The organism is Pseudomonas monteilii NBRC 103158 = DSM 14164, from assembly GCF_000730605.1.
Taxonomy (GTDB): Bacteria; Pseudomonadota; Gammaproteobacteria; order Pseudomonadales; family Pseudomonadaceae; genus Aquipseudomonas; species Aquipseudomonas monteilii.
Genome location: NZ_BBIS01000071.1, coordinates 1 through 21,144, shown reverse-complemented (window position 1 = coordinate 21,144; position 21,144 = coordinate 1). Strand labels below are relative to the sequence as shown.

At 57.2% G+C, this 21,144-nt stretch carries 26 protein-coding genes; 19 read left to right on the top strand and 7 right to left on the bottom strand.

From position 1 onward, the window contains the following. Nucleotides 1–392 precede the first annotated feature (392 nt). Entirely contained in the window at nt 393–1,370 is a 978-nt protein-coding gene (locus PM2_RS27990) for a group II intron reverse transcriptase/maturase (RefSeq protein ID WP_232866908.1), read from the top strand. A gap of 192 nt (nt 1,371–1,562) precedes the next feature. Here the strand turns inward: PM2_RS27990 and PM2_RS27985 are convergent, their stop codons facing one another. Next, complete coding sequence (locus PM2_RS27985; protein WP_024717774.1) at nt 1,563–2,444, bottom strand: FitA-like ribbon-helix-helix domain-containing protein; 882 nt, start codon at nt 2,442–2,444, stop codon at nt 1,563–1,565. Nucleotides 2,445–2,809: 365 nt separating this feature from the next. Between PM2_RS27985 and PM2_RS27980 the strand changes: the two genes are divergently transcribed. Beyond that, nucleotides 2,810–3,469 carry a hypothetical protein gene (locus tag PM2_RS27980; protein ID WP_016486929.1) on the top strand — a complete coding sequence of 220 codons (660 nt, stop codon included), beginning with the start codon at nt 2,810–2,812 and terminating at the stop codon, nt 3,467–3,469. A 96-nt stretch (nt 3,470–3,565) separates the two neighbouring features. Here PM2_RS27980 and PM2_RS27975 read toward each other — a convergent pair whose 3' ends face one another. Beyond that, the gene (locus PM2_RS27975; protein WP_024717773.1) at nt 3,566–4,426 is read right to left on the bottom strand and encodes a hypothetical protein; all 861 of its coding nucleotides are present in this window, start codon (nt 4,424–4,426) and stop codon (nt 3,566–3,568) included. Nucleotides 4,427–4,679: 253 nt separating this feature from the next. Between PM2_RS27975 and PM2_RS27970 the strand changes: the two genes are divergently transcribed. After that, on the top strand, nt 4,680–5,738 hold the full coding sequence (locus PM2_RS27970; RefSeq protein ID WP_016486931.1) for a tyrosine-type recombinase/integrase: 1,059 nt from the start codon (nt 4,680–4,682) through the stop codon (nt 5,736–5,738). A gap of 50 nt (nt 5,739–5,788) precedes the next feature. Here the strand turns inward: PM2_RS27970 and PM2_RS27965 are convergent, their stop codons facing one another. Then, entirely contained in the window at nt 5,789–6,280 is a 492-nt protein-coding gene (locus PM2_RS27965) for a hypothetical protein (RefSeq protein WP_169739406.1), read from the bottom strand. A 508-nt stretch (nt 6,281–6,788) separates the two neighbouring features. Between PM2_RS27965 and PM2_RS27960 the strand changes: the two genes are divergently transcribed. From PM2_RS27960 to PM2_RS27945, 3 genes are all read left to right on the top strand, one after another. Continuing rightward, the gene (locus PM2_RS27960; RefSeq protein ID WP_016486933.1) at nt 6,789–6,980 is read left to right on the top strand and encodes a hypothetical protein; all 192 of its coding nucleotides are present in this window, start codon (nt 6,789–6,791) and stop codon (nt 6,978–6,980) included. 354 nt (nt 6,981–7,334) lie between these two features. Then, a complete protein-coding gene (locus tag PM2_RS27950; RefSeq protein WP_016486935.1) occupies nt 7,335–8,189 on the top strand; it encodes a hypothetical protein in 855 nt (284 codons plus the stop codon). Further along, nucleotides 8,186–8,491 (top strand): hypothetical protein, encoded by a 306-nt coding sequence (locus PM2_RS27945; protein WP_016486936.1) that lies wholly within the window; start codon nt 8,186–8,188, stop codon nt 8,489–8,491. The genes PM2_RS27950 and PM2_RS27945 overlap by 4 nt, the downstream gene beginning before the upstream one ends. Nucleotides 8,492–8,592: 101 nt before the next feature. Here PM2_RS27945 and PM2_RS27940 read toward each other — a convergent pair whose 3' ends face one another. Continuing rightward, entirely contained in the window at nt 8,593–9,324 is a 732-nt protein-coding gene (locus PM2_RS27940) for a hypothetical protein (RefSeq protein WP_016486937.1), read from the bottom strand. 204 nt (nt 9,325–9,528) lie between these two features. Between PM2_RS27940 and PM2_RS27935 the strand changes: the two genes are divergently transcribed. The 4 genes from PM2_RS27935 to PM2_RS27920 all read left to right on the top strand — a co-directional run bounded on the left by PM2_RS27935 (nt 9,529) and on the right by PM2_RS27920 (nt 10,711). Beyond that, nucleotides 9,529–9,792: a hypothetical protein gene (locus PM2_RS27935; protein ID WP_016486938.1), complete on the top strand. Its 264-nt coding sequence runs from the start codon at nt 9,529–9,531 to the stop codon at nt 9,790–9,792. An 11-nt stretch (nt 9,793–9,803) separates the two neighbouring features. Next, nucleotides 9,804–10,052, top strand: coding sequence for a hypothetical protein (locus PM2_RS27930; RefSeq protein ID WP_031325018.1), 249 nt, complete (start codon nt 9,804–9,806; stop codon nt 10,050–10,052). A gap of 136 nt (nt 10,053–10,188) precedes the next feature. Beyond that, complete coding sequence (locus tag PM2_RS27925; RefSeq protein ID WP_016486940.1) at nt 10,189–10,413, top strand: hypothetical protein; 225 nt, start codon at nt 10,189–10,191, stop codon at nt 10,411–10,413. Nucleotides 10,414–10,447: 34 nt separating this feature from the next. Next, nucleotides 10,448–10,711, top strand: a complete 264-nt coding sequence (locus PM2_RS27920; protein WP_016486941.1) for a hypothetical protein — start codon at nt 10,448–10,450, stop codon at nt 10,709–10,711. 78 nt (nt 10,712–10,789) lie between these two features. Here the strand turns inward: PM2_RS27920 and PM2_RS27915 are convergent, their stop codons facing one another. Beyond that, nucleotides 10,790–11,506 carry a SprT family zinc-dependent metalloprotease gene (locus tag PM2_RS27915; protein ID WP_016486942.1) on the bottom strand — a complete coding sequence of 239 codons (717 nt, stop codon included), beginning with the start codon at nt 11,504–11,506 and terminating at the stop codon, nt 10,790–10,792. A 109-nt stretch (nt 11,507–11,615) separates the two neighbouring features. Between PM2_RS27915 and PM2_RS27910 the strand changes: the two genes are divergently transcribed. Genes PM2_RS27910 through PM2_RS27890 form a run of 5 tightly spaced genes read left to right on the top strand, consistent with a single transcriptional unit; the run spans nt 11,616 to nt 15,297 of the window. After that, complete coding sequence (locus PM2_RS27910; RefSeq protein WP_016486943.1) at nt 11,616–12,413, top strand: DsbC family protein; 798 nt, start codon at nt 11,616–11,618, stop codon at nt 12,411–12,413. Nucleotides 12,414–12,448: 35 nt separating this feature from the next. Beyond that, complete coding sequence (gene traW / locus PM2_RS27905) at nt 12,449–13,147, top strand: type-F conjugative transfer system protein TraW (RefSeq protein WP_016486944.1); 699 nt, start codon at nt 12,449–12,451, stop codon at nt 13,145–13,147. Then, nucleotides 13,144–14,181 carry a TraU family protein gene (locus PM2_RS27900; protein WP_016486945.1) on the top strand — a complete coding sequence of 346 codons (1,038 nt, stop codon included), beginning with the start codon at nt 13,144–13,146 and terminating at the stop codon, nt 14,179–14,181. The genes traW and PM2_RS27900 overlap by 4 nt, the downstream gene beginning before the upstream one ends. After that, nucleotides 14,129–14,860: a type-F conjugative transfer system pilin assembly protein TrbC gene (gene trbC, locus PM2_RS27895; protein ID WP_233425966.1), complete on the top strand. Its 732-nt coding sequence runs from the start codon at nt 14,129–14,131 to the stop codon at nt 14,858–14,860. Before PM2_RS27900 ends, trbC begins: the two co-directional genes overlap by 53 nt. A gap of 41 nt (nt 14,861–14,901) precedes the next feature. Beyond that, nucleotides 14,902–15,297: a hypothetical protein gene (locus tag PM2_RS27890; RefSeq protein WP_016486947.1), complete on the top strand. Its 396-nt coding sequence runs from the start codon at nt 14,902–14,904 to the stop codon at nt 15,295–15,297. Between the two features lie 41 nt (nt 15,298–15,338). Here PM2_RS27890 and PM2_RS27885 read toward each other — a convergent pair whose 3' ends face one another. Further along, nucleotides 15,339–15,719: a hypothetical protein gene (locus tag PM2_RS27885; RefSeq protein WP_016486948.1), complete on the bottom strand. Its 381-nt coding sequence runs from the start codon at nt 15,717–15,719 to the stop codon at nt 15,339–15,341. An 80-nt stretch (nt 15,720–15,799) separates the two neighbouring features. Beyond that, nucleotides 15,800–16,696 carry a recombination-associated protein RdgC gene (locus PM2_RS27880; protein WP_016486949.1) on the bottom strand — a complete coding sequence of 299 codons (897 nt, stop codon included), beginning with the start codon at nt 16,694–16,696 and terminating at the stop codon, nt 15,800–15,802. A gap of 123 nt (nt 16,697–16,819) precedes the next feature. Between PM2_RS27880 and ligA the strand changes: the two genes are divergently transcribed. The 4 genes from ligA to PM2_RS30895 all read left to right on the top strand — a co-directional run. Further along, entirely contained in the window at nt 16,820–18,826 is a 2,007-nt protein-coding gene (ligA, locus tag PM2_RS27875) for an NAD-dependent DNA ligase LigA (RefSeq protein ID WP_016486950.1), read from the top strand. A 60-nt stretch (nt 18,827–18,886) separates the two neighbouring features. After that, nucleotides 18,887–19,954 carry a toprim domain-containing protein gene (locus PM2_RS27870; protein ID WP_016486951.1) on the top strand — a complete coding sequence of 356 codons (1,068 nt, stop codon included), beginning with the start codon at nt 18,887–18,889 and terminating at the stop codon, nt 19,952–19,954. Nucleotides 19,955–20,113: 159 nt separating this feature from the next. After that, nucleotides 20,114–20,650 carry a YcbK family protein gene (locus PM2_RS27865; RefSeq protein ID WP_016486952.1) on the top strand — a complete coding sequence of 179 codons (537 nt, stop codon included), beginning with the start codon at nt 20,114–20,116 and terminating at the stop codon, nt 20,648–20,650. Nucleotides 20,651–20,953: 303 nt separating this feature from the next. Continuing rightward, on the top strand, nt 20,954–21,144 hold a 191-nt coding region (locus PM2_RS30895; protein ID WP_155276342.1), incomplete at its 3' end, for a hypothetical protein.

Genomic DNA, 21,144 nt, shown 5'->3' with positions numbered 1-21,144 from the left:
GGCACGGGAGGCCTGCCTGCCATGGCCGGACGGAATCCGGAAAGAAGCCCGCAAGGTGCTGAGGGGGTTGCGGTGACGGCTGGGCGAACGAAATCGGGGGGCTACCGGCTCATGGAGCGGGTGGTCGAACCCAGCAACATGCGACGAGCGTACAAGCGCGTCCTGAAGAACCGAGGCGCAGCGGGCGTTGATCGCCTGACGGTCGAGGAGCTGAAGGACTGGCTGTTGGTGCACTGGTCAAGCGTGAAGGCAGCACTGCTGGAAGGTCGGTACTTGCCACGGGCGGTTCGTCGAGTGGAAATTCCCAAGCCAAATGGCGGGGTTAGAACACTTGGCGTTCCTACGGTGGCGGATCGACTCATTCAGCAGGCGCTCCATCAAGTACTGCACCGATCTTCGAACCCACGTTCTCCGATGGCAGCTACGGCTTCCGTCCACAGAGAAGTGCGCTTGATGCGGTGGCCAAGGCGAAAGAGTGCGTAGCCGACGGAAGGCACTGGGTGGTGGATATCGATTTGGAGAAATTCTTTGATCGGGTCAATCACGATGTGCTGATGGCTCGACTCGCCTATCGGGTGGAGGACAGGCGCGTTCTGAAGCTGATTCGACGCTTCCTGGAAGCGGGGATGATGGCTGATGGCGTGATCCAACCTCGCAACGAAGGCACGCCTCAAGGTGGGCCGCTGTCCCCGCTATTGTCGAATATCCTTCTGACCGACCTGGATCGGGAGCTGGAAAGACGGCAGTTGAAGTTCTGTCGCTACGCTGACGACTGCAATATCTATGTCGGCAGTGAATGCGCAGGTCGGCGGGCGATGGCGAATATCAGGACCTTCCTGGAAGGTCATCTGAAACTACGTATCAACGAGCAGAAAAGCGCAGTGGCACGGCCTTGGAAGCGAAAATTTCTGGGCTATGCGATCACGATCTACCGAGAGGAGGCACGGGTACGAGTTGCGCCTGAAAGCCTTCGAAAATTGATGGATCGAGTTCGCGATTTGCTGCGCAAGGGGCGAGGACGGTCTCTGCCCCACACCCTCGAAGTGCTAAATCCCGTGCTACGGGGTTGGGCCAATTACTTCCGGCTTACCGCGAACATGCGGACGTTGGACGAACTCGACTGGTGGCTGCGTCGAAAACTACGTTGCCTGCTCTGGCGGCAGTGGAAAACCCCGAAGACCCGTGAACGAAAGCTCATCTCACTTGGGCTTAGGCCTGAGCGGGCGTGGAAGTCGAGTGTTAACGGACGGGGCCCTTGGTGGAACTCGGCAGCCAAGCACATGAATCAGGCGGTACCGACGCTGTACTTCGCCAAAATGGGGCTGGTCTCGCTGCGCAGCACTGTGCAGGGACTCCAGCGTATCAATTGAACCGCCGTATGCGGAACCGCACGTACGGTGGTGTGAGAGGGCTGAGGAAATAATTCCTCACCCTACTCGATCCTGCACAATGGGCTCCGAGCGGGTAGGCTTTCACATCTAGGCGACACCACTGAATTCGCGCCGCTATCTTGGCGATGCATCAGCCACCAAGACGGGCATTCAGGCAAGAAATCGTTGTCATCAGTCAACCTTGCCGTTGCCGAACGATAACTCGGCAATCTCTTTCCAGGCCGATCTGTTCCCTTCTAGCCAGTCTGCTGGATCTTCACCTGCAAACAACTTTTGCAGCCAGTCCGCTTCGCTGGCCAAACGAAGATAATACTGAGGGTGATGTGCGCCTGGTTCGGTGCTCTTCTCAGGCTCTTCATACCGATAAGCCTTCAGGACACGGTCCCCGCAGTTCGTCTTCAAAAACCGGATGAACCGATGCAGATTGCCATGTCCTCCAGCGCCCATACCGCGCTTCAGGTTGAAGTGCTCGTAGATGAAGCCAGTGGCATAGGCCTGTTTGGCTCGATCGTGCCGGACGCACAAAATCATTCCATCCAGTCGTCCTCCACAGACGCGCAACAGGTGGAAGGTGACCTCTTTGCTGTCCCTTTCGTACAGGAAAAACTCGCTGTACTCGCTGCCAATGTTTTTCGCTGGAAACATCGGCCCCACACCACTCTCCAACCAGTCATGTGAGCCGCTCGACCAAGCTATTACGCGATCGAGCATGTCGAAAGATGGAGAAGCAATCCCATCAAGGCAATCCAGCAGGTGAGCAGGGGTTTCCTCACCAATCAGGCGGGCGATACCAGCCAGTGTGGGAGCGTGGCCAGGGAAGAAGACCTGGTCCTTGCGCAAATGTGCAAACAGCTGGTCCAGGCGATCACCTATACCTTTCTGCCAGATCTGCCGGAGGGTCTGGTTCGGTGCAGGCTCAGGCTCCAAGGTAGAGACATAGGTTTGCAGAATTGCTCGAACCTCCCCCTCGATCGAGCGGTTGTTTTTCTCAGCTGACTCACAAATTGCTTCGTAAATGTGGTCCGGCAAATCCCGTATTCCGACTCTAGCCATAACCAACGCCTCCTAATGAAACCCGACACTGACGCCATAACGACGTCATTATGGCATCATTTATACACAAAAAATGCGGTCAAAAAGAGGGCTTTTTGATGTAATTTGATTTTTGTGGGTCTACCAGCCCTGGAGAAGGGGGGAGAGTCCGAGTCTGCGCTGCCCAACCACATCCGCTGGCCACCTTCTCGAACCTCTCTTGCGCCGCGTTGAGGGCTTATCAAGGCGGCATGGGTAACCCTGCGGCAAACGCCATTGTGGTCCGGGTTGGGGAAGCCCAGGCCCATTACCCTCAATGCGCCTGCCTCAGGTTTACTGCCCTGTGTTGCACATCTCCGGTCATACAGCCAACAGGAGATTCCCCCATGCAACATTTCCAAAAAGCAGCAGTTGACCGCACCGATCGGCAAGCGATGATCAGCTTCTTGGCTGGCCACTATCGCTACGACACCATGAACCACTGGAATCGCTCCACAAGCTACGCTCACTGCGTGAAGATCCATGCCCTTGGCCTGGATCCAGAGCAGACTGAGAAGGCCTTTGAGCTACTCTGCGTCGATTACTGGGACGATCTGCAGTTGGTGATCGAGGACTTTGTCGCCGAAATGGACGGTGAGTTCACAATCGGCAGCAACGGTCGATCGAGTGGTTACCTTGTGCTCGCAAAAAGCAGCTGGGAATACACGGGTTATCAGTCTTACTGCCGAAGCTGCTCTCAGCGTAACTACCAAGCCTGCACCGAGGGTGATAATCGCTGTGGCCGCTGTGGCGCTGAAGGAGAATCCGGTCGGCGCAACTTCCAGCATCCACCTAAAACCCTTCGTGTAACTGGCCAAGCGATTGACCAGGACGAGGATTTCCAGGAATGGTCCCTGGACCAGCTTGCGAGCCGTGTTGAGGTTGTCGAGGCATTTGATCGTGCCTGTGACGACATTCGAGCGACCTTCATCAGCCTGCTGAGCCTGAACGTCGTCGAAGAGACCGTGCTTATCCCGCAGAAACGCTATGTGTTGCAATCGGCATAGCCCCACTCAACGCTCCACCCACCGCTGGCCTACGGGCTGGCGGTTTTCTTTTTCCCAAAGAAAAGCCCCGACACGTGGTCGGGGCAGGGTGGAGCGTTAAGCCCCCTTGGCAGCAGCCTCAGGGTCTGCGATCAGTCGCAGCAAGTCGTCAATCGGCAACGGGCACAGCTCCCGCATGTCGTCGTTAGTGTTCTCCAGTCGCCGGCGTAGCCCCTGGAGCAGCTCATGGAGCTGTTTTTTCTCCAGCAGGTTGACCGCCAAGACCAGGACTCGCCACACAAGCTCAGATTCGTCGTCAAGGTTATCTGTGCGTTTCCGGAGATCCGAGAAGTAATCCAGGATCTCACCGCTATCAAGGTTGTCGTATAGGTTATCCGGGCTCCAAGTGACCTCGGTACCGTAATCGGCCGCGAGTGCAGCTGTTACTTGATTACGCAGTTGCGGCATCAAGTCCCAGTCCCACCCCCCCTGTATGATCGCATTGAGGATAACGTCCTGGAGATGGGAGAGCGTTTCCAGCATCTGCGGGAACAACAACCGCCGCACCGAACTTGCACCTTCCCAGACAGCGACCTGCAGCGCATTGCGCATGGGCGTGCCTTCCGACTTTTGTCGGCTGAGGCCTTCGACCAGCACATCGCGCAACAAGCGGTCGAGCTCGCTGGACGTAGCGGCCGCGGGCTTGAGCGTTGTCATTGCCAGCATCTGCAGTTTCACAGGCCGACCGTAGTTATCGGAGCAGTTGAACGTATCACCGTCCCATTGACCGGCCGCGATTACGGCTGGCGACAACAGGGTCTCGCAGTTCTGTCCCCACAGCAGGCGAACCTGAGTGATGCTTGAATCAGTTTCTTCAATCTCCGCAGTGGAAAGCGTGGTGAGCCCAGGCAGCATCAGCTGCACGTGGGAGGCAGTTTTCAGCAAATCAATGAAGCCGGAGAGCAGCGCGTTGGTCATGGTGGATCCCTGAAAGTAGTTGAACTTGCCATCAGGGATGTGAAACACACACGAATACCCCCTCCCTTGTTCTGTGCGCTTTAAGCCGCCCGTCAATCTCTGCCCGCGCTCCCGGCGCCAGCGCTTGACCCCATTCTGACAGTGAAAAAACCAGACGAGTACAAATGTTCTCCACTACACTCCACGGACATGCAATTAACAGTCAAAGCAGGCCGACCTAGCTCCCGTCCATCCTGTACCAGCGGAGTCGCCCATGAGCGCTACTGAAGACCTCTTCAAACCTGACAATCCTTCTTGGAATGAACGGCCCAAGGAGACATTTGACCACTGGATCAGCCAGCAGGCGGGCAGGGGCACCTCTGCCCGCATCCGAGTGTCATCCGCGGAGGTGTACCGAGCGCAATGGGGCCGATTCGTCGACTGGATTGAGCAAAAAAGCATCAAATTAGACGAAGTGGATGCAAGCGATGTTTCAGACTTCCTCGATAGCCTAACCCCGGAGATCGAGAAGAACGAAAAGCGAGTGAACAATAGGCCACAACGCGACCGGTACCGTAAGCTCATCCAGCGCGTATTGGCCGACCTCTTCAAGGAAAGGGAAGCGCCAGGCTTCCTGAACCCCGCGGCGCAGGCATTGAGGGCTGAAGGGGTCAAATGGAAGGATGTTGACGGCAACCTCCCTACGAGCTTTCTGCGGCCCCAGGAGGCTGAGTTGCTTGCCAAGCACCTGGTGGCGCCGTTGACGGCGCAAAACGATCGGGGCCGCTGGCGCGAGGCGCGGGACCGGGCCATGGTGGGCCTATGTGTAGGGGCTGGTCTCAAGGTGCAGGACATTGTTGGCCTGACTGTTAATTGCATCACCCCACAGGCCGCCCCGTGGATCACCCTTTCCTATGCGGATTCGAAGTTTGAACACCGGACCAAGCCATTCGACTATGCCGCCCGGGCCCTGGCCACCTGGCTGCACATCCGCCTGCAGGCCGGTACCGAAGGTGACCTGGTGTTTCCCAGCGACATCACGCCAGTGATCAAGAACGGTCGGACAATCACCGCGATCAACCCGTCGACGGTGAACCGCATCACCGAGGCCGTGATCGTCGAGTCCGGGGTGAAGGCCATTCGCGATCCTGAGCATCGAGCGAGCCCGCAGACCCTGCGTAATACCTTTGCGGCTGAGCTGTTCGAAAGAGGGGAAACGCCGGCCCTGGTGGCGGAGTGGATGGGCTTTGCACAGCCCGTGTCGGCCGAGAGGCTTTATGAGTCCTGGAAGCTGTGGCGGCAGACCACCAAAGGCACAGAACAGGGGGAGTAAGTGGGGCTAGGCAGAGGCGTGATCACCTCCGCCCAAAGGGCAGCAGACGCTTACGCGGACTGAGGGGCCTCGGCCTCCACGTCGCACACGCTGAGGCACACGTGGCCAACGGCTGACGCATTCAAGGCGATGCGGACTTCGCGGCAAATATCCTCATGGTAGGCATCCCGCACTTCACGGAAGGCCGAGACCAATGCGACGAGGCCGATCAGGGGAGCAAGCACGTACCGCGCCAGCTCAATGATTCTGGTCAGCGCCGCGGTGATGTCGGCAGGGCTAGCAGTCTGCAATGCTGCGAGGGTACTGGTGAATGCTTCGGGCTCCAACAAGACCGCAAGCAGCACCACGCCCATAACGGCCGCTGGCAGGGCTGCAACAGCTCCCCGCAGAGTTCGAGTCAAAGCGCTCATCACAACGATCAGGGCTTTGACGTACGTCCGAGGATCTCGCCGCACGCGGTTTCGCATCTCTTGGTACTTCTCCATCGAGAGAGAACCCACCCCGACACCGTTGACCTCCGCCCTGACTTGCTTCTCGCTCATGCTCATATCCTGTGCTCCTAAAGGGGACTAATGGTCGGCCGCATGACCAACCCGCACAGGATATCATTTACAATACAAGCGACGTATGTGTTCGCGTTATAACACTCAGGCCCGGCGGGAGAGACGCGCCCGATACACGAACGCCAGAAACCACAAGGCCCACTACGAAGTAGCGGGCCTTGTGGTCGCAAGTTCAACCTTTCGGTTGATTTTCCCAGCCTTTCAGGAGATTGGGTCGGTTGAGGCTTGATCGCCTACATGAGGCCTATTAAACACAGAACATCGCGCCATTGCAACACGAAACTATAAATTTCTCCGGCGCAGCGTTCAGTGGGTAGCAAGCCCGACATTTCGGGAGATTCCCACCACAATGCTCACCGGATACGCACCCATCATGGCCCGCAGGATACTGACAGTATCGGAATAGACAAACTCAAACCGAGCATTCAAAATCATTCGACGTATAGATACGCGTTATTGGGTGAGTCAGTATGACCTGACCTCACCGATGGCCATCAATCGTTGTTTCTCCAGCAAGGGTCAAATCATGAAGCTGTTTTACTCCGATCAGATCTCCGAGCCTCAGGGTGGGCACCCGTACACGGCACTCGCGGCATTCATTGCCGGTTATCACCTCATCAGCACCGTGTTGGGTATGTTGGTCGGCGGCCCCGCCGGCGCAGCTCTAATGAGCGACTGAGGAACCGCAGCCTTCTTCCTCGCATTTTTCTGTACCAGAGGGTTCCGAATCCGGATAGGCAAGTTAAAAACAATCCTGGTGCTGCTGGTGGCCATTGCAGCTCTGGTGTTGGCTGAGTGGTTTACCCAACAGATATGGCCGCCTGCGCCGGAGCAAGCCAAAAGTTGGGCTGGTGTTGCGTGTAGCGTAGCCATGCTCGCACTGGCCAAGGCGCTTCAAGTCTTGGTGTGCCGGTACATCTGGCCAGGCTTCCGAGCAACGCTCGCTGATTGAGCTCACCAGGCTCTCATAACCACCGAATTCGCAATCCGGACCTTGCAGGTGGCCAACACCTGCATCCATCCAAGAGGGACAATGATGGCCACCATACTCTCCCAGCAACAGCAGCAGCGTCGGGAGCATGCCGAGCTCAGCATGCAGCCCATCAGCCGGGAAAAGCCTCCAACCATCAGCAAAGAGTCGACGCTCTGCGAGGTGTTCATCAAAGAGTTCAACCAGATCCCGGGGTGGACGTGTTACCCCGAAGCGGCGGGATTCGATGTGCTGGTGGTGCACGACGATGGCCGACAAATTGGCGTCGAGGCGAAGCTTTCGCTGAATGCCAAAGTCGCCGACCAGATACTGCCCAATCACGGGGACGACTTTTGGGAAAGCCCGGGCCCAGATCATCGCCTGGTCATCGTCAGCAAAATTACCGATGCCAGTGCCGGCATAGCCAAAATGCTCCGTCGGCTTGGTGTCAAAGTACTCTGCCCTTATGAATCATGGACAGCGCAAGGCTATGTGCACACGTTCGGACTTGATCATCGGCTCTTCTACGCAGAACGCAGTGCTGTCTCTGATGAACGCATGTTCGACTGGTCGCCTGCAGAGCGCTGCCGAGTACCCTCCATTGTTACAAACCTGCCAGCAGGGGTTCCATCACCTTTGCGGCTCACGCCCTGGAAAGAGTCGGCACTGAAAGTAGTGGTCCTCATGCGCAAGCAAGGGTTCATTACCGCCAAACAAATCGCGTCATTCGGCATTGGCGTCAGCGCGTGGACCCAGCCGTCAGGTAGTAAGAGACCGTGGCTCGCTAAAGGCGAGGTCCGCGGTCAGTGGGTTGAAACCGAGCATATGCCGGCCTTCGACAAACAGCATCCTGATATGTACGCCAAGACGCTTACCGAATTCGAAGCCGAGGCAGGGCAGAGCAAGGTGTCACCATGACCAGTTCAACATATTCGCGTGCGCGAAAGACGGCCGGCGAAGTCGGATTTTGGGCAGTGCTAGTCTGCAGCATCTTCGTGTACCCGACAGAGCTCAATGAGCTGCTGGGTATTTCGTCCCTGCTGGCGCCTGGTGAACTCTTGAATGGGCCCAACGACTGGACACTGTTGGTGCGAGCTAGCCTTGGTCTCGTGGTTGGCGTGGCAGTAACAATCATAGTGTGGAAGCTGCTGGCGGTACTGCTCCCAATGACGGTACAGCATCAGCCTGCTGAAGACGGCGGCTCCGGTCAAGGTGAGTGAAATGGCGCTCCTGCACTCATAGACGCTGATGGAGCAGCCCATAATCTGATTCGTAAATCTGTCGAGCCGTTTGCCAATGATCAGCGCCAGGCATTAGCAAGCTATGACCGCACTTTGCTCAATACATCCTCGATCCAGCCTGGCTCACCATATGCCGGCCGGGCGAACGGCTTCCAGTTTTCAGCCTCCTCGATCGCGACAGCCAAGCCCGCAGCGGAGATTTTGAAGCTGAGTTTTCGCCTATCAGCTACCAGAAGCCCCTTGTTCGCTAGTCCACGGGCGATGCCAAGCACGACCAGGGGAGGGGGATAGTAGCTTCGCCCGATCCATGGTTCGAACGGATCGAGGTACTCAGTGGGCTGCTGTTGTCCCTGGTGCAGAATGCGCAGGCCAGTAAGCGACATCGGCTTGCTGGCCGCGTCAATTTTAGGCTTCTGCATTGGCAGGCCTTTGAGCACCCTGGCTACCCTCCTGCCGTCAGTTGTGAGCCTGACAAATAGAGAGAGCAAGTCGCCCATGCCTATCGGCCGGTGATCTGTGCTCAACAATCCTCGGTTTTCTAGGGAGTGCCACGTTGAGCCGGCGCCATGACCGACCAGCTTCATTTCAGCGAGTGCGTATCGTAACGGGCCATCGTACGTCATCTTTCGAACCCGTCCGTCAGGACCATACTCCAGCCACCGCCATTGACTTGCCGGGGCGGAGCCTGGCCCGGAGTTCACTTCCTCGGCTCGCTGGTCTTCGTCATACGCCACAATGAGGTAGGCACGCTGGCGCTCGTTGAGTGATTCAGCGATCTCGGATATTCGGGTGATCAGCTTTTCTTTAGCCATGGTCCTGTTTCGATTCTTGGCACCTACTTAACTTAAGCACTGACGCTTGCCTTTGCCCCGCGGGCCGATCGCCGGCCTAGTCGAGATCACGGTCTCCACCGCTCTCACCCGCTGCCACTCATACCTCCCTCCACTTTATTGCTCGATGCTCAACATCTCCATGGACCAGGTCATCGCAAGACCTGCTTTATCCAGGAGATCAGCATGTCCCAGAAAATCCAAGCCACTCAAACTGCAGTTCTGATCGGTGACCGTGAGCAAGGTACGATGCTCGCCGCACTTCGCCACTACCAGGAGTTTCTCCGGAGTGGTGCGTCTGCAGTTCCCGGCCTGCTTGATATCGCAAGCAACGCCGGTCAGCTCCCCCCCCTGTCAACCCAAGAGATCGAAGTGCTGTGCGAGAAGGTTAATTTCGGGTCGACCGTCAAGGAGCTCGAATCGTTCGTCGCCAACGCAAAAGCTAAGTGACGGGTGGCGGCATGCATCCCATCATCGAAGCCTCGCGATTGATGAAAGGCGCCCAGATCACCCGCAAAGCAGCAGTTCATGCCAATGGGGGCACCATCTTCCTCTGGGAGCTATCAACCGGAGACACGCTGGAAACCATTCGTTCGACGCATGGCTTCTGTTCAACCGCGTTGAAGGCCATCCCCTTTATCGAACGCGTCAATTACTACAGCGCCATGCGCGGCACCAAGGTAACGGGTAGCTACCAGCTACACGCTTAAAAACGCTCCATCCAACCCGGCCAAGCGCCGGGTTTTTTCTTGTGGATTTACGCGGGCATGAAACGCATCTCCCTAGGCAAGTTCAACGCCTGATGGCGGCACGGTGCCCCGGCACCTCACATGTATGGAGCAGGCGATGGCCACTCTCACCGCAGTTCAAGCACGCAACAAGATTCAGGATCACCTGTTGAAGGGGGCGGGTATCTACGCCTACCACCCGCAGCTGGGTGAGCGCTACTTCAAAGCCCGTGTGTGTGACGGGAAGTTAGAGGTTTTCAACGGCTACAGCTGGTTCGAGGTGCCTCGCGGTACGAAGTTCAACAACGGCAATGGTTCGGCGGGTGACTTGTTCACTTATTGATCTGCCAGCAAAAAACGCCTTTCAGGAGATACACATGAGCACCCGCACCCCTGTCGCAAAACTGGGCAAGACCATCAACGCCGCTTCAGTCGAATTCAAGGTAGGCCGCACCGTTTACCAGGTTGACGTACCTGCCGGCACCAAATGCTGTTACCTCGCAGGGGGGAGCAATGGTGGTCGCTGGGTCGTAGATGATCTGTCGTTCCTCAACCCCAACTCGACGCTGTATCACGATGCCGAGCACTACGGCATTCCAGTTCCGGCAGACAACGTAACGGAGGCACCTCGGCGCACGTAGTCGGCCGAGTTCTTGCGACTCACCAGCACAGCTTAACTGCTACACCGACACCCTCGAACCAATGGTTCGAGGGTTTTTTTATGCCGCCGACTGGGTCCGGGAACCGGGTGCAGGATGTAGCAGTCCACCCGTCGAGGGCGTTTCGCTTTCGAGGCCCCCTCCAGAGGCGAGTTCTGGCGCTAGAGGCAGCTGGCAATCACCACACACCAGGTTGTACTGGTCACCACCAAGGACAGATTTTTTGCAGCCCGCGCACGTGTATTTCGTTCGTGCCCAGGCTTGTTTTCTCGCACCTCGGCGCCCGCCGCCCGGACCGACCGCTGCAGCGAGTGTGATGTCCAGACCTTGATCGAGCAGCTCACGAATGAGGAGACTCATTCCCCCGTTCTCAACCAGGTAGTGCGACACCTTTTGCCCGGTCATTCGACCACCCGGCAGACCGGTACTGGACGGTTGCAGGCCGATTTCAACCATCTTATCGGCCCAGACCTGGTCGTGATATGCCCGCCGCGGGGGCTGCCCGGCATGCTGGCGATACTGATGACAGGCTTGATGCGCCAGCGATTCGATCATCTTGCTGCTCGATAGGTGCGCCCCAATAGCGATCAGGTCGAGGGCCGGACAGAGCTCACCACTCGGAAGAGCGCCAGGCCGATAGTGGCCATCGGATCCTAGCCGTGTCGAAAATCTGATTTCACAGCCAGGCAATGCCCCAGAAAAGAAGCGCTCGTTGATGACGCGATAGGCCTGGTGCAGTTGCTGCAACGGGTGAGATGGCGGCTGCACGGTTTCCATAACTCTCATTTAATACTGGCTGCGTATAGTCACGCGTTGTCGGTATTGTTAGTATATGTTCACACGTACACATAATCTATCTGCATCATTTCCAATTCTGAGGTTGACGATGAAAAAGCTCGCTGTTGCTATCGCTCTCGCCAGTTGCTCGCTGGCTGCATTCGCCCAGGCCCCTGCGCCCGCAGCAGAGGCGGCTCAGGCCCCTGCAGCAGCCGCTCCAGCAGCCGTTGCAGCGCCAGCAGCTGCCGCTGACATCGAGATCATGACCGTGATCAACACGCTCAAGAGCAAATACCCCTCCACCAACTTCACCAACGTGGAGCGAGCGCCGATCGACGGCATCTACGAGATCACCATGGGCAAGAACATTGCCTACACCGATTCCTCCGGTCGCTACCTGATGTTCGGCAGCATCTACGACATGCAGACCCGCAAGGACCTGACGGCGCCCAAGCGTGCTGCCGCCGAAAAAATCGACGTCTCGAAGTTTCCGCTGGCCGATGCGTTCACCCGCGTGAAGGGCGATGGCTCCCGGAAGCTCTACCTGTTCTCCGACCCGGATTGCCCGTACTGCAAGAAGCTGGAAACCGAGGTCCTCAGCAAGTTGGACAACGTGACCATTTACACCTTCATGTATCCGCTGGAGTCGCTGCACCCGCAGGCTCGTGCCAAAGCTGAGTCGGTCTGGTGCCTGCCTGAAGCTGGCCGTGCTGCTGCATGGGAAGCGTTGGCGCAAGGGACCCAGCCGCCAGCGAAGAATTGCGACAACCCAATCGAGCGCAACATCGCGCTGGCCGAAAGCATCGGCTTCCAGGGCACCCCTGCGATGGTGAGCGAAGACGGGCGGAAAATGCCGGGCCTGGTATCGGCCGAACGTCTGGAAGCCTGGCTCAACGGCGGCTCCTGATCCCCTCCGACAGTCTTCTCCACGTGGCCATTTCGATGGCCACGTTGGTTTTTGATCTCCCGATCATCAAGAGCCCCGGGCTGGGCATTCTCATTGGAGTTGTGATGAAGCTACGCCGCTTATGCGTATCCGCTTTCTTTACCGCCCTCTACCTCGCGTCATCCACCCTTCATGCCGAAGAGCTCGGCAAGTACGGAAACACCTGGGAGATCCAGGAGCAGGATGCAATCGACATGATCCAAGGTCGGTTGAGAGCGATGGACAAGAAAGGCGAACTCGACAAGTTCTGGAACGACTACCGCGACAAGCAGTTGGCCGGAGCCGAAAACCCCAAGCCATTACCCGGCATTGGCCCCGTCGTTGAGCCACAGATCAGGATGTACGACCCGACCTACACGTACCCTGAAACCGTCAAAGACCATTTGGGCAACATCCTGGTGCCGGCGGGCACTCGCATCAATCCGCTGGACCACATCACCCTGAGCAAAGCGATCATCTTCATCGACGCCCGCGATCCCAAGCAGCTGCAGTACGCCAAGAAGCGAACCGACGAGCACCCCCGGGACAAAGTTGTACTGGTCGCAGGTTCGTTCCTGAAGCTCGATCGGGAGTGGGGGCGCCCGGTCTACTTCGACCAGATGGGCATTCTCACGAAGAAATTCGGGATCGAGCGCGTTCCCGCGGTCCTGACCCAAAAGGGTAGGGAACTCCAGATCGAGGAGTTGAAGCTATGAAAAAACTGCTTATGGCCCTGGGCTTTGTCGCAACGACCCTGCTCAGTACGGTCAGCTCTGCTGAAGAAGGCGTGTGCACCGGTAAATTCCCGAACCTGATCTCGGACGTCTGCTGGTCCTGCATGTTCCCGATCAAGCTTTTCGGTTCGACGGAGCTCATCTCCGATGGCCAGGAAGACTTCGACAGTGGCAACAAAAGCGCATTCTGCACGTGCGACAACCCGCCCAAGGTCGGCATTCCCACCTCGTTCTGGGAGTTCGACATGATGACCGACGTTACCACGGTACCGGGATGCTTCCCCTTGCTTGGTGGGGTGAAGGTCAACGTAGGCGTGAACGCAGATGCCTTCGGCTACATCTCTGACGATCAGAGCAGCGGCATCGGCAGCACCCGCGACTCGTTCATGCAGGTCAACTTCTATATCAACCCGGCCATGTATGTGATGGGCGCCATCCTGGATGACACGTGCATGGACAACCGCGGTATCGACGTGCCCTGGATGTCGTTCGCGGACCCCACCCACAACGATGACGAGCTCGCCGGCATCCTGACCCCCTACGCGTTCCCCTTCGGGAGCATGCTGGCGATCGGGGCCATGTCCGCCGATGCCGTTGCAGCGTCTGCAGGCTTCCCGCTGTCGACGATCTTCTGGGCCGCCGGCTCGTACGGCCACATGTACCCGTTGACCGGCCGTAACGAGGCCCACCTGAGCATGGAGCAAACCGCCAGGCTGCAAACCACGCGCATCCTCGCAAAACTGCACGCTGCTGGCACCCAGTGGGCAGCAATGGGGGGTGACGCCATGTGCGGCTACTACCCGCAGATCATCATGGACAAGCGGCAGTACAAGCTGACTCGCCTCTACCCCAAGCCTGAGACCGCAAAAATCGCAGGCAAGTGCTGCTCTCCTATCGGGCGGTCGACCATTTTGACCGAATCGAACACTGAGTTCCCTCTCCCAGGATACAAGGACTTTGGCTATGGCATTTTCCGTAAACGCGACTGCTGCGGCGGCGCTACTCTTAGCAACTAGCTTCTTCGCCGGGCCTGCCGTGTCCCAGCAGCTGGAAATGCCTTCCAACGAAGCTATCCAGAAGATCATGCAGGAGCAGGCGGCATCTCGTAGTGCCGCTCTGAACGGGAAGATTGACCCAGTGAAGGCGGGCACGTTCAAGGCCACTGTACCGGTCATCGACGCGCCACCTCCCACCAAAACCGAGTCGCTCGACGACGTCATTGCGCGATTCAACGCTGCCAAGGACGGGAACAAGGGTGGCCATGGCGCGAACGACTTCATCATCTTCGTGTCGTTCTCGATGCCCAAGGACAAGCTTGAGCGACTGGCGCAACAAGCCCGCGAAACCGGTGCCGTCATGGTCGTGAGAGGGTTCAAGAACGGCTCCCAGATGCAGACCAAACAGGCTGCGCTGGAAGTGAATAAGGCCGGCGTGCCGTGGGAGATCAACCCCAATCTGTTCAAGGCCTTCAAAGTCGAATCGGTACCTACGTTCGTTGTGGCTTCTGCAGAAGCAGAGTCCGTTCTGGACGATGGCTGCTCACCAGATGCCACCTTCACGTCGATCACCGGCGACATCAGCGCCATGCTGGCCCTGGATACCATCCGCCTCCGTGCGCAGCCTGAGATCGCGAAGCTTGCCGAGGCCAGGTTGCAGAAGATCTACAAACAACAAGCCCCTGGCACCGTCCACTGACATGATCGAGCCCGGCATCGCGCCGGGCTTCGGGAGAAACTATGAAAACCGAACTGACCACCATTGCTTGGGAGCCAGGCTTCAAACTCAACCTGAGCTCCTGGGCTGATTTGGAGATTGCGAAGCGTCGGGGAGAAGGCCTGGGCGAACTATCAGCTTGCGCGTTGAATTCCTGCATCTACTTCCAGGGGCGCTATGTCATGACCCGGGACCTGGTCGAGCACATCGAAAAGGGCATCACCTGGAACGCACAGGTTTATGAGGCGTGGAACTATGGCCGGTGCGAAGAAATTCACAGAATCTGCCGAGGGCTTTCACCGTCAGACGCCGACGCTCTGCTGCATGCCAGCGGGTATGCGGACGTCAGCCTGGATGAGCTCAGAGACGCCTCGGACGAAGCAGTCCAAGAGGCGTGGGACGCGCTGTACGGCGAGTAATAAAAAACCCGGCCTCAGGTGAGGCCGGGTGCTGTAAAACGTTAATCAGCTTGAGCCAAGCGCCCAGAACCGAATGCCACACGGCGGGCCACTGCATCCCATTCCTGCACAGTAACCAGCATGCTGGTGCGAGCCTTCTCGTGACCGTTTACCGTCTGGCGATAGTGCAAACGCACATGGCCAGGCGTGACGCTGGGATACCCTTCGAGCTCGAACACGTTACGGAAGCCGTCTACATCGATGTTGCTGGTGGTGTAGATCTGCGAAAAGAACATCCTGAAATAACCGGCCTTAGCCAGCATCACAGCAATCTCAACGATCAGTTTCAAGCGATTGCAGCACGCGCTGATGAACAGAGCGAGCTCAAGCGACAGAGCTTGAACTTTGCGTTTGCAAACATCGGTATCGATAATCAGTTTCATGGTCATTCTCCCGGGGTGAGTGGCTAAGCCTTGCGTTCGCCTAGTACCCGGTAATGCACATCACGCGACTACAGATCTGATTACCCTTGTGCGGACTCCTCACCGCCCAGAGCTTCCATGAGTGCGGGCACGAGCTTTGACAGCACGCCGACGTAAGTCACGAACATCGCGCCAAAGGCAGCTTCTTCATCCTCCTCATCGGGAATTTCTTTGTTCACGCTCTCCAGGAATACGATGCGCTTGAGGGTCGACTTGTCGGTCAGGATGAAGGACACCTCTTCATTGAATGTCATGGCCAGCCGTACGGGGCGCCGACCTTCGAGCAAGTGCTGTCGGATCTCTTCGCGCTCCAGGCTGATCGAGGCGTAGCCGACCTTGGATTTTTCAAGGTCCAGCCCCTGCAGGTTGACCTCGCGGTCGACCGTGAATTCGTCGGGAGACTCGTTGTTCATCAACCAGGTGGCCATCGCAGAGGAGGGGTCCATCGAGGTTCGAATCAGTGATGCGGGTATATCGATGGCATCATGGATTTGAGTGACGACATCATCGGCTTTCGCCGGTGAGCCACAGTCAATGCCGATTAGCCCAGCCGCGGTATCAATCCACACCTTCTCCGTGCTCTGTGACTCGAATGCCCTGGGCAGAAGTTCGATAAACGCTTCGTCCTTCATCGCCTTCAGCTGGTCACGGCTGGGCTTGTAGCCCTTCTCGGATAGCATCTTGGCCGCCTTCTTTGCCACGTGTCGCTGCAACACCGGCTCTGGGACTTTCTTTTCTTCAAAACACAGATTCAGCAGGATCTGCTTCTGCACCTCCAGCACGAGACCACCGCCCACACGGGGCTCCACCCACCCCTGGGTTTTGGTGACGCTACCCGAACAGGGGGTGAAGGCCTTTTTTTCCAGCCGTTTCGCAAGTTCGGCCGTAGACAAGCGCCAGGGCTCAGTGATCCGGTAGAGGTGAAGGTTCGAAAACATGATGCAACTCACTCCTGGCCGGCATGCCACCAGCACGATTTGGCGCACTAAAAAATAAACATGTACGCATAATACTGGCAGATTTATTATCATGCACACACCTATCCTGCCAGTGGAAAAACCATGTCTGAATTCGCCCAGGTTGAGCAACGCCTTCTTCAACTCCGTGCAGAGGTCGCTGGACACATGGATGCGTACCACCGACTCGATGCCCCGACGATCCCGGACGGAGAATTCAACCTTCTGTTTCGTGAACTGGAGCAACTGGAAGCAACGCATCCAGATCTGGCTACCGCCGACTCACCAACGCAGCGGGTCGGTGGCCGGGTTCTGGAGGAGTTCGTCCAAGCACAGCACGATGTGCCAATGCTGTCGCTCAAGGACGCCATGAACGAGGAAGAGGCCCGGGCGTTTGCAAGCTCTGTGGTGGATGAGCTTTCACAGCCGGCCGACATCGAGTTCACCGCTGAACTGAAGTACGACGGCTTAGCGCTTTCGGCTCGATACTTGGCTGGCGTTCTGGTTCGCGCAGTCACCCGCGGGGATGGAACGACCGGTGAGGATGTAACGGCACAGGCCAAAACCATCCTGAACTTGCCCCTAACCCTACCAGCGGCCATTGATCTGGAGGTTCGTGGCGAGGTTGTCATACTCAATAGCGATTTTGAGATCGTGAATGAGCGCCTCAAGAGCCAGGGCTTGAAGACCCTCGCCAACCCCCGCAACGGCGCAGCCGGCAGCATGCGCCAGCTAGACCCGAAAGTAACTGCCTCCAGGCGTCTGTCGTTCTACGCCTATGGTGCCCAGGAGCTCGACGGCACGGCTGCGTTCAAGGCAACCAAACAATCGGAGATCATCGAAGGCCTGAGGGCTCTCGGCTTTAGCGTGGCACCGCAAACGGCCGTTGTCCGTGGCTGGGAAGGCATCAAGGCATTCTTCGATGAGGTAGGTTCGAATCGCTCCAATCTCCCGGTCGCTATCGACGGCGTCGTCTTCAAGGTCAACTCTCTTGCTGACCAGGAGCAGCTGGGTTGGAACAATCGAACGCCACGGTTCGCCATCGCGTTCAAATACCCGGCAGAAGAGGCCGTCTCCGTCGTCGAAGACATCGTGGTGCAGATCGGCCGGACTGGTCCTGCTACCCCTGTGGCGAAGATCAAGCCAGTGCGAGTCGGTGGCGTCGTTGTCTCCAGTGCCACTCTCCATAACGCCGATCAGATCGAGGCCAAGGGCATCAGGGTAGGTAGTAAGGTCATCGTTCGTCGAGCGGGGGATGTGGTACCGGAGATCGTCCGTACAGTGCCCTCGGCCGGCGATGAACTCCTCTCCCGCTATGTGATGCCGTCGGCGTGCCCTTCGTGTGGTAGTCATCTGGTGCGCCTGCAGGGCGCCGTGGAGCTGCATTGCCCTGGTGGAATCAAATGTCCGGCACAGAAGCAGGGCAAACTCGCTCATTTCGCATCTCGACTGGGGATGAACATCGACAACCTGGGCGACAAGTCGGTCTCAACCCTGATCTCCGCCGGCCTGATCAGCATGCCATCTGATTTGTACAGCCTGAACGACAAGGCCGTTGCAGCGCTGCCCGGTTTTGGGCCGGTCTCCGCAAAAAACCTCATCGCGGGCATTGAAGGCTCGATGTCGCCCGACCTCCCACGTTTCATCTTCTCGCTGGGGATCGAGGGCGTGGGCGAGGCCACAAGCAAAGCGCTGGCGGCGCAATTCGGGTCCTGGTCAGCATTCCGGGCCGCGACGTACGCGCAACTGCTGGCCACCGCCGATGTGGGGGACGGTACCGCCACCAACATCACCCGATTCTTTGAGGATTCGACACTCGGTACTGAGGCGGACCGACTTGCGTTGATCACCACACCCAATGACTTCACTGCCATCGGTGGGGCCTCATTGAAGGGGATGATCGTCGTCCTCACCGGCACTTTCCCCACCCTGAGCAGAGAGGCTGCCAAGGCCCTGGTCGAAGGGGCAGGAGGCAAGGTTTCCAGCAAGGTCTCCAGCAAAACCAGCTTTGTCGTTGCTGGCGAAGCAGCGGGCTCGAAACTCGAAGCTGCCCGGGATCTAGACATTGACGTCTGGGATGAAGCCCGGCTGCTGGCCACTGTCGCTGGGTGAGGATTACAGGCCGGCGTAAAGCATCACAGAGCATTAAGATTTCATCTGGAGAACCAGAAAATGTCAGTAACTAATGGACCCTACAAGCGCGATGCTAATGGAGTCGCCTATGAAGTCGACTTTGAGTATGTGCGAGATAATGTCCCGCTCGACTGGTTCTTCGAGCACATGCTCGGTGCGAAAGCGAGACCATCAGCAGGTGCAATTCGATACAACATCTGTCCAAACCCCGGGTGTGGAGCTTCTTCCATTCACTCGGTGAAAGTCAGCGTGAAGAACGGTGGGTGGCTGTGTTACTCGTGCGGCGAACAAGGTGATGTAGTCGCTGCAGCAGCTTTTTACTGGGAGAAGTCCCACCGTGAAGCTGGCCTGGACCTAATGGGCGCCGATGTGGAACTGCTCAAGCACTACATTCCACCCAAGCCTATGGACGCTATCCAACGTGATGACAGTGCACTCGCGCTCGTATTGCAACGCGTAGCAGAAGCTCGCACATATCCGTCGAAAGACGCTCTCAAGTACTTTGCTGGCCGTGGGATTTCCGAGGGAGTGGCCCGTGAGGCTTGCAACCGAGGCATCCTGATCACCATCCCAAACAACCCTATGGAGGCCAAGGAGTTCTTAACCGAAGTCGCAGGGCAGGAACTGATGGTGAAAGCGGGTCTGTGGAACCCCGAAAAGAAGGCGCCAGCCTGTGCATTTCGCCCATTGTGGTTCCGGTCGCAATCGCACTGTGCTGCAGAGTTCCGGCTCATGCGTGAGCCCAAAGAAGGGGAGAAGAAGGCCATGCGCTATGGCGGGAAATCTCCTTGGATTTGGGAAGGCTCTGATAGTGAGTTCATGATCGTAGAAGGGCCGATCGACATGTTGTCTGCAGTCGAAATGGGCTCCAAACGTACCATCTTCGCGCTACCTGGATGCGAGAACTGGGAACCTGATTGGTTCAACATGATGGCCAAGAAAAACGTGCTTCAGGCTCTGGATCCTGACAAACCAGGCTTCAAGGCCGCGGAGAACCTCAAGCCAGTGCTAGAGGCCCTGGAAGTCAAGCTTGGAACCTTCAATCCACCCAACAGGGTCGGCGATTTAAACGAGCAGCTCAAGCACATGCGAGGGCTCTTAAACTAACCCACCAAACCCGGCTCATGCCGGGTTTTTTTATGCTCGCAGTGTAGTGATCAGTGAGGCGACTCGAAGGCAGCTCTAGCATAATCTGTAAATTCTCAACACGTACACATACGATATGCGCAGTGATAAACTCCGCTTCACTGTTAGTGGAGCTCTGCCTTGGACCGTCGATCATTCCTGCACTATGCCCTCGGCTTGGCCGCCACCTCAACACCACTGCTCTCAAGCGCCAGCACCTTCTGGGATCAGCCGAGACGCCTCTGGCTGAAGCGTGAGGTCAAACCCGGGCAATGGGAAGAGGTCGACAAGGTCTATTGGAACGGCAGACTCATTTGGTCCGGCTATGACCCCGTGTGCCGGCTCATGCGTGATGTTCACACCGGCAGAGCAGTGCAAATGTCGCCTGTGCTTTTGGACATTCTCGCTGGGATTCAAGGCTGGTTCAAAATCCACGGAATCACGAAACCCATCATTGTACTTTCAGGGTATCGCGAAGAGTCGACCAACCAGAAAGTGGGTGGCAAAAAACACTCAGCCCACCTAAGAGGTGGCGCCTGCGATCTGACGGTGCCAGGCGTCCCGGTAGACTACCTCCGACGACTAGCCCTATACCTTGAGGGTGGCGGTGTGGGTGTGTACCCAGGCCAGGGCTTCATCCATGTTGACGACGGAAATTTGAGGGTCTGGCGGGGGTAGGGAAGTCCCCAGGTGGGTGATTGCACTGACCTGACCACCTGTTTGAATTCGATTTGACCGCCATGCTTTTCAGTCTGCTGCTTGACTAAGTGGATGGTCCCTGTAACCGGGTTTGCAGATCCGTTGACCCGAGATACGCCAGCAGGCGCTGGCAGGGTTGCAGTTAAGATAGCAGCGCCCCGATTTTGCGGCTCGCCAGTGGCGGCCGACCAGCAGAAGTCTCCGCCTTCAACTATCGTAATTAGTGCGTAGCGCTGATGTTTAGACTGGAAAGCCGGCTCATAATTTAATTGGAGAAATGCAATGATAAGCCTCAAAATGGCAAGTGCAGCTTTATCGATTGTATTGTTTTCAAGCATTACCGCTGGCGTTGCGGCCAAAGATGCGAGTGAATTGACTGAGTCAGACAGAAAAATCCTGCTCTATGTTGGAGATGCTCCCTGCAATAACGGCGAAGTAACAACGTATGAAAAGCATAAGGGATGTGACACTAA